This window comes from Desulfonatronovibrio magnus (genome assembly GCF_000934755.1).
Taxonomy (GTDB): Bacteria; Desulfobacterota; Desulfovibrionia; order Desulfovibrionales; family Desulfonatronovibrionaceae; genus Desulfonatronovibrio; species Desulfonatronovibrio magnus.
In genome coordinates this window covers 137,044-145,286 of the sequence record NZ_KN882179.1, presented here as the reverse complement: position 1 = coordinate 145,286, position 8,243 = coordinate 137,044, and the positions used below count along the sequence as shown (strand labels likewise).

Below are 8,243 nucleotides of genomic sequence, written 5' to 3'. Positions count from 1 at the left end.
GAGCGCACCGACTGAAGTTACCTTGAATAAAAAAAGAACATCTAACACAGAAAAAAAAGCGGCTTAGATGCGACATCTTTCTTGACATCTACCGCAAGTGAATTTAAGGTTTTTATAATTATCCAGACATTTTAAATCTCTAAGTCGGAAACCAACCGACAGGCGGGACGCAGCGGACCAGGGGCTGTTATGGACTCAAAAAACCTCAAGGCCATAGCTCTCAGGGGACCCAGAGGCACTCCAGGCATGGGCCTGGCCTATATGACTGCTTTTGCAAAGAACTGGGGTCGTGCTGGAAGAGAAATATAAGCTTTGACGAATGGTAGGAGAAAATTCCATCCTGCAAGGCTTTCCTTCTGGATGAAAAATATTCAACAGCAATTTACAGATGCAACCGGGAGCACTAAGCTTCCGGTTGTTTTTTTTAAAAAGATGACGTAAAATTATTTTCCCCTGAGATTTAAACATTAACGCCGGGGCTCATACCACAAAACCAGGTTCAAAAATGATAAAAAAATATTGGATCATCTTTGTCATCGTGTCTCTTTTGCTCGGTGCATTTGCCACAACCATGCTGACCAGCTATTTTGTTGCCTACCGAGCCCTGGGAGAAGAAATCAGAAACAACACACTCCCATTGACCGGAGACAATATTTACTCTGAAATTCAGAAAGATCTGATGTTGTCCATTCACATTTCATCTCTCATGGCCCACGATACGTTTGTATGGGACTGGATTCTTGATGGGGAAAATGAACCTGAAAGAATGATTTCATACCTAAGCCAGATCCGTGAGAAATATGACACAGTGACCTCTTTTTTTGTGTCTGACCAAACACTCAATTATTATCATCCTGACGGTATACTTAAGCAGGTTTCGCAGGATGATCCTCAGGATGAATGGTATTTCAGATCTCGAAACATGGTCAGTCCTTTTGAAATCAATATTGATACGGACACCGCAGATCAGACTCGCCTGACCATATTCATAAACTACAAGGTCTATGGTTATGATGATCAACTCCTTGGGGTCACAGGGGCCGGGTTAGAGCTTAACCAGGTCAGACATATCCTCAATACATATCAGGAAAAATATAATAGCAGGGTATTGTTTGTTAACAATTCAGGCATTGTTATTCTGCATGCAGATGATTTTAATCTCCCTGGGGATATTACCAGGTGGGAAAATTTTTCAAGCCATACTTATGAAATTCTAACAAGCACTGAAACCTCATTCAGGTATGACATTGAAGGCAGGGTCAATTTTGTAAGCACCAGGTATATTCCGGAATTCGACTTGTTTCTGATCATACTCAAGGATAATGATGAGGTTTATGAAAGGCTGCTTGACAGGCTCAAGTTCAATTTCATCATCGGGCTGCTGATCACCTTGATTGTAGCTACTGTAGTAAGTTTGGTTCTTAAGAAGTATTATCGCAATCTGGAGAGGCTTGTCCGTTATGATGTTTTAACGGGTGCCCTGAACAGAAGCGCATTTTCTCTCATTTTTTCGCACAAGGTTAAGGAAAAGAAAAGGGGGCTCAGCAGTCTTTCTCTTGTGCTTATTGACATTGATGACTTTAAGAGCATTAATGATTATTATGGTCATCAGACTGGGGATGAGGCTCTTAAAGCATTTTCAGAGACAGTTTTGAATTTGATCAGAGAGGTTGATGCATGGTGCAGGTGGGGAGGGGAAGAGTTTGTTCTTCTCCTGGGTGGATGTTCAGCAGTTCAGGCCGAGGCTGTAATAGAAAAAATCAGGCAGTCAACTTCAAAGCTATATGTACAGTCAGGCAGCCACTCTCTTAAGCTGTCCTTCAGTGCCGGAGTTGTAGAACATAGAGAAGGTGAAGACCTTGAACACTTGGTGGAGAGGGCTGACAAGCTTATGTACCAGGCCAAAAAACAGGGTAAGAACCTTACACTTCTGGAAAGTGACGGGTAAGGTAAATGGTTGTTAGCAGACTGTCTATTCCGGGACCTGCTTGCTTTAAAGAGGAGACGTTTATATCTCTGGTTGATGCTCAGGTGGGGTTAAGAGAGCCTGTTCCCTTACAAGTAGCTAAAACCAAATTACAAATAAATTCAAAGTATTATGGTTTTGCCATACAGATTACTTCGGTCGCTTAGGCTCCCTCGTGGGTGACAGGTTTTCAGCAACTACATCCCTGCCAGCTCAGGTGTCATTGCGAGCAAGTCTTCGAGCGCGGCAATCTCAAACGTGTTGAGGCTAATCTTTAGTTACCCACAGGTTCGGTCCAAGGTCGCCCGGGTGAGGAGCTCCTAAGTAACTACAAAAAAACTGGACCCCGGATCAAGTCCGGGGTGACGGTTAAAGCAAACTATTACTCTTTATCGTCATTCCGGCGAAAGCCGGAATCCAGATTTTTTCTTGTTCCCAGGCTCCAGCCCGGGAACACCTTTTTTTGTGGCTCCAGCCACATTTTGAAGAAGCGGCTGGAGCCGCAAGAGTAAGACGTTCCCAGGCTGGAGCCTGGGAACGAGCGGTGTAAGTTGCTCACAGGCTCGCTTCCCGGCCTGCCCGGGTGTGGCGCTTCTATCTAACCATACCATTATTGATAATATCCTGAGAGATTTGTCTCGCATTTATGATTTGAGTGCAAAATACGTTCAGAAGTTCAACAGACCCTTCCCAGGTATCATTTTCTCCAATTTTTTCCAGCAAGCCTGCTGTTTTGCATGCCTCAACATCTCCAAACATGTTAAATGAGGATTTGAAAGAGTGCGCCACTCTTTTAAATTCAGATCCGTTTCTAATTTTACAAGCATCAGCCAAAGCTTGCATATAGGCAGTGCTGTGCTTGAGAAAACTTTGACACGCCTTGTGAATCAAGGCTGGATCTCCATTAAAAATTTTGTCCAAATTTTCAAAATAGTCATTTTTTTTGTTCATGGCAGCTTTTATCCTGTACAGTAACAGATAGACTGTTTTAAAAAATATTTTGTATTATTCAAGGCAGATTGCACGAGACAATTCACTAATGATTTTTATTGAGAAAACTTTAGGGATTTTTTGGGGCATCTTGGTAACCGGACAATCAAAAAATGATGTAGATACCAATTTTTATTATTTTTTTTGGCAGATAGATAAGTCTTTCGGGTCAGACGAGGTATCTATCCAAATATATTATTTGCACTTCATTCAACCAGGAACAGATAACCAGGGACATCACCGAACGCTGAAGTTGAATAAAAATTGCAAAAATCTTTACAAAATTACTTGATCTTTATCCATAAAAAATATTAACAGAATTTTAAAAGTTTTTTCAATATCCATGCCATACATCATGATTAATGAGTTACCATAGGGGGAACATTACTCGTTTCTGAAAAGTCAATTGGGGAGTTCCGGTGTCGTGCTGTCACAAATTGGGATTTAACCCCAAAAAAGCCATGACATACAACTCAAATTTACAGTTTTCAGAAATTCGTAATGGTCACGAAAGGATAACCCTAAACGCTTGATACAAGGATTGTTTCAGCTATTTTTCAAAAAAAGTGTATGCTTCCTAATGAGGGCTGTGACCACAACCCAACAAAAAAGATATTTTAACCGCCCGTTGGAAGATTTACCCTGAATATGGCTTTGCCGTAGACCGAAGGTCTATTCAACCCCAGTAAAAAACACCAGGGGGGACCCCGGTTTTACGGGGCAAGCCGGGCGAGCTCAAGACGCCCAGTTAAACCCTGCTGCGCAGGAACGCTTTCAGCGTTGTTTAACCGGGCAGGAAAGGGCGCAAAGTAAGAAATATCTTCTTTATTGTCTTTAACTTTGAGTTCTTCGCGTCTTTGCGATTCAAATTTTCGTAATAGTTTATCCATTTGCATGTGGCACGGGGACTGGCTCTTCCAGCCCTTGTTTTATTAAGTCTGTGTTTTACATCAACAAAAAACAAGGGCTGGGGTGCCTGTCCCCTGCTTTCCTTAGAAAAGGGCTAAACTATTACAAATTTTCTTGTTTTTACGACAGGGTTTCAGGAGTAAACTACTAAACCATGTGCTGAGAATACTGCTAATTTGCATCTGTTACAGGGGGAGGCGTGTTATGTCAAGACTGGATGTGGATTATGTTTTATTATTTGCCGAGGCTATTGCGGGTAGACAGGACACTGTAACAGTTTTGCATAATGCTTTGCCTCTGTTGAGAGATATTGCAGACTGTCAAGTCATAAGTGTATTTGAGAAAAAAAATGGCAGCTTCATCAGGGTAATGACTTTTCCCGAGATAGCAGGAAGGTGTAGCCTGACGCAAAAATCATGCGACGCTTCTTTTGATGAAGATCTAAAGGAAGGTAAAGATTGCGGTTATTATTACTCATCATCCTGTGGTGAATTGGAACGATATGGGTTCAGACTTGGCAGTTATGGGCAAATGGTAATGTGTCTGCAACACAGGCTCGATGTGAACTTTCTGGAAAATTTCATTCCTTTAATTGAAATTTTGGGGATCTGTTGCTCAAGGCTTGGTCATATCCGCAAAAATAATAATCAATACAGTCCGGGAAGGATGTCTGAAGCGCAAAAGACCAAAGCTCTGATCAATATAAATCATTTGATGGAACAGGAAGTATTAGAACGTAGAAAGCTGGAAATACAGCTTTCTCAGAGCAGACAAACGCTTCGTTCTGTTCTGGATGCTACAGCCCATCTTGTGTTTTTAATTGATTGTGATGGTGATATTTTGGCTGTGAATAAAAGTGGTGCTGCATCGTACCATGAAGTACCAGAAAAACTTGTTGGAAAAAATGTCAAATGCTTATTGCCCTGGAGGCGATTTGAATTTTTTATAAATAAGGTATGGGAGGTCATATGCTCACAAAAAGCAATTAGTTTTGAAAAAAAGATTGGAAGGGCATTATACAGCATTCAGATATCCCCTGTTCCTGCCTCAACTGGGAAAGCACATCATGTAGTTGTTGTCTTAAATAATATTTCTGAAATCATAAAGGCCCAAAAAGCTATTCAAAAGAGCGAACAGCGTCTCAGACTTCTGGTGGATAACCTTCCTGTTATAATTCACGGCCACGATGAACAAGGTAATTATACTTTCTGGAACAAAGAAAGTGAAAGGATTCTGGGATATACCTCCCGTGAGGTGCAGAAAAATTCTGATATTTTTCTTCGTCTTTATCCAGATAGGGTAAACAGGCAAAGAGCCAGTATGTGCAATGACACGAAAGTTCAAGGGGTAAATGCCTGCGAGGTTGAGGCAGTGACCAAGTCTGGCAAGAAAAAGCTTATTAGGTGGATTAAGCTTTCTGACAAATACCCCATTGCCGGATGGACTTCCTGGGAGGCAGGGATCGATATTACAGAATCCAGAGCTAATGAGAAAAAGCTTGAATCAGCCCTGGATGAGGTCAGGCAGGCCAGTGAAGCCAAAAGTCGATTTCTGGCCAATATGAGTCATGAAATTCGTACTCCTTTGAGTGGAATAATCGGGCTTGCCAGACAGGCATCTGCAAATGACAATCCAGTATATGAGAAGCAGCAGCAGACTCTGAAGAAGATACTTAACCTCTCTGAACATCTGCTTCGAATTATCAATGAGATCCTTGATCTTGCCAGTATTGAAGCAGGACGTTACAAGCTGCGGATCAGAGATTTCAATCTTGATGAAGTTCTGCATAAACTCCATGACGCGCTTTTGCATAAGGCTGAGGAAAAGAACCTGCATTTTTCCTGGTGCAGGGAGCGTGATGTTCCTGTTTTGCTGCGGGGAGATGACTACTCCCTGACACGTATTCTTTTCAACCTGGCAGGCAATGCAGTAAAGTTTACTTCCAAAGGTCGCGTGAACGTGGCAGTCAATATTGAACAATATGAGCAAAACAAAGTATTCCTGCGCTTCACAGTTGCAGATACAGGTATTGGCATTTCCGAGGATATGAAAGAAATAGTTTTTGAACAATTTACTCGAGCTGATGAAGGTTATGCAGGAATTTTCCCGGGGACAGGACTTGGACTGGCCATCTGTAAAGAGCTTGTATCCATTATGGATGGGCGGATTTGGGTGGAAAGCGTCCCTGGGCAAGGCAGCAGATTTATCTTTGCTGTGCCTTTTGAAAGGGGCAGTTTTAAAGAGATTGAAGATGATATATCAGGTGATATTCAAAAGCCCTTGAATCTCAAAGTGCTTCTTGTAGATGACTTTGAAATTAATCAGGAAATTATGCATGAAATTCTAATCCAAAAAGGTTGCACTGTTGACATAGCGGAAAATGGAAAAATTGCCTTAGACATGATTACACGAGGATATGATCTGATTTTTATGGACTTGCACATGCCTGTCCTGAATGGCTTTGAAGCTGCCAGAAAAATCAGACAGCATTCTGACCCGGCCATTTCGCAAGTGCCAATTATTGCACTGACCGCTTACACTGATGAAGTCCATGAACAAAAGGCGATAAAAGCTGGTATGAACGGTTATCTTATCAAGCCTGTAGGTCCTCAGGTCTTGATGAGGACCATAACAGATATTTTTACAGATGTTTGATTGATATGGAGTGTTTTTTCAAGAGCTCATATAGTCTGGCCCTGGAAAGTCCGGACACTTTGCAGGCCGTATTAAAATCCTTGGAAGTCAGGAGCAGCAAGTCTTTCAAATATCTGGGTTCCATTCTGTCCACAACATTCTTTCTGGACTGCTTGTAAGTAGGATATTTATCAATAGGTTTTGTCCTTTCCGAGCCTGATGTGACTGCTTCCTGATAGGGTTTGACTGCTTCTGGCTCAGGGGCATGTTTACAATCATGCCTGGTGTGCATCTTGGTTTTTGCCAGATACACTCTTATTTCCAAAGGTAAGTGGTATTGAAAAATGGTATCGTCGTCCAGAGCAGTGGAGCAGACAATATTTATGGTATTGACAAATTCTCTGACATTACCGGGCCAGTCATACCTGTAACATGCCTCAAGAAATTCGTCGGATATTTTTTTGGGAGCAATGTCCATTTCCTCACATATTTTCGGGATGTAGTGCTCCAGGAGCAGAGGAATGTCTTCTTTACGTTCCCGCAAAGGTGGAAGATGTATGTTCATGGTTCGCAGCCTGTAATACAGGTCCTTGCGGAATACTCCATCAGTGATCATTTTTTCCAGATTTCGGTTTGTAGCTGATATGAGTCGAAATTTACTTTCCTTTTCATCTTTTGATCCCAGAGGGCGAAACTTCTTTTCCTGCAATACTCTTAAAAAAGATTTCTGAACCGGCAGCGACAAATCACCGATTTCATCAAGAAAAAGCGTACCCTCATCTGCCTGCAGAAAAAGTCCGCTATTTGTAGTTGTAGCTCCAGTGAAGGAACCTTTCTGATGCCCGAACAACAAGCTTTCTGCCAGAGTCTCGGGGATGCTTGTGCAGTCAGCTACAATAAATGGCTTGCCTGATCTTTTGCTGTTGTTGTGGATGGTCTTGGCAAAAACTTCTTTACCGGTTCCAGTTTCTCCAGTTATAAGAACGTTAATATTTCCTGCAGCAGCCTGGGCAACCAGTGCAAGGCAGTCCAGAATTTTCGGACTTTTGCCGACTATGGAATCTCTATTAAGCTTTCTGGTATTTTCTGAATGGTGTTTGCTGAGTCTGTAGCGAAGTACTCTGGAGATAGTCAGTTTGATTGTGTTTACTGAAGCTGGTTTCTCGATATAGTCCCATGCACCGTTTTTGAGTGCTACTTCAGCGCCTTCGGGATCCCCAAAACTGGTTATAATGATAATTTCTGGAGCTGAGGGAGAGTTTTTCAAGGTCTGTATTTCCCTGAGTCCATTACCATCCGGCAAGGTCACATCAAGAAAAATTACATCATAAAGATTGGTCCGTGCCTGATTTATGCCCTTTTGCAGCCTGTCAACGGTTTCACAGTCATGCCCGAGGGAGTTCAGCTGTTCCTGCATCAATTCATTGAAAATAAGATCATCATCAATAACAAGAATATACGCCATGACATTTACCTGCAGACCTGTCTGGGTACCAATGAAGCCCTTTAAGTCAAGCAAAAGACACTCCGGCATTCAACTTCGCCAAAAAAATCTGACGTGAGTTATTGCCGATTTGAACACCTTATTGTCCTTGCGCCAGATGTACAGGACTTGATTGTGACCTGCTTGGAGGGTCGGTTTCAATGTGTGAAAGTAAGGTTGATCTAACCGCGTCCATATTTTATGGAATAATCGTGCCATCTTACTAACAAGATCTTCTATCCTGCCTATTGACTTGCCCCT

General features: G+C 42.1%; 5 protein-coding genes. 3 read left to right on the top strand and 2 right to left on the bottom strand.

Annotated elements, in window-relative coordinates:
- The first annotated feature begins 135 nt into the window (after nucleotides 1-135).
- Together LZ23_RS24805 and LZ23_RS18290 are read left to right on the top strand one after the other, a co-directional pair.
- Nucleotides 136-309 (top strand): aldehyde ferredoxin oxidoreductase N-terminal domain-containing protein, encoded by a 174-nt coding sequence (locus LZ23_RS24805; RefSeq protein WP_198146048.1) that lies wholly within the window; start codon nucleotides 136-138, stop codon nucleotides 307-309.
- A 196-nt stretch (nucleotides 310-505) separates the two neighbouring features.
- Nucleotides 506-1,948: a sensor domain-containing diguanylate cyclase gene (locus LZ23_RS18290; RefSeq protein ID WP_045216515.1), complete on the top strand. Its 1,443-nt coding sequence runs from the start codon at nucleotides 506-508 to the stop codon at nucleotides 1,946-1,948.
- Between the two features lie 612 nt (nucleotides 1,949-2,560).
- On the opposite strand, the gene LZ23_RS18275 is transcribed toward LZ23_RS18290, so the two are convergent.
- Nucleotides 2,561-2,917 (bottom strand): Hpt domain-containing protein, encoded by a 357-nt coding sequence (locus tag LZ23_RS18275; protein ID WP_045216510.1) that lies wholly within the window; start codon nucleotides 2,915-2,917, stop codon nucleotides 2,561-2,563.
- A 1,152-nt stretch (nucleotides 2,918-4,069) separates the two neighbouring features.
- Here LZ23_RS18275 and LZ23_RS22935 point away from each other — a divergent pair.
- Nucleotides 4,070-6,520, top strand: coding sequence for a PAS domain-containing hybrid sensor histidine kinase/response regulator (locus LZ23_RS22935; RefSeq protein WP_052507504.1), 2,451 nt, complete (start codon nucleotides 4,070-4,072; stop codon nucleotides 6,518-6,520).
- Here LZ23_RS22935 and LZ23_RS18255 read toward each other — a convergent pair.
- Nucleotides 6,507-8,018, bottom strand: a complete 1,512-nt coding sequence (locus LZ23_RS18255) for a sigma-54-dependent transcriptional regulator (RefSeq protein WP_232300539.1) — start codon at nucleotides 8,016-8,018, stop codon at nucleotides 6,507-6,509. The genes LZ23_RS22935 and LZ23_RS18255 overlap by 14 nt on opposite strands.
- Nucleotides 8,019-8,243: the final 225 nt, after the last annotated feature.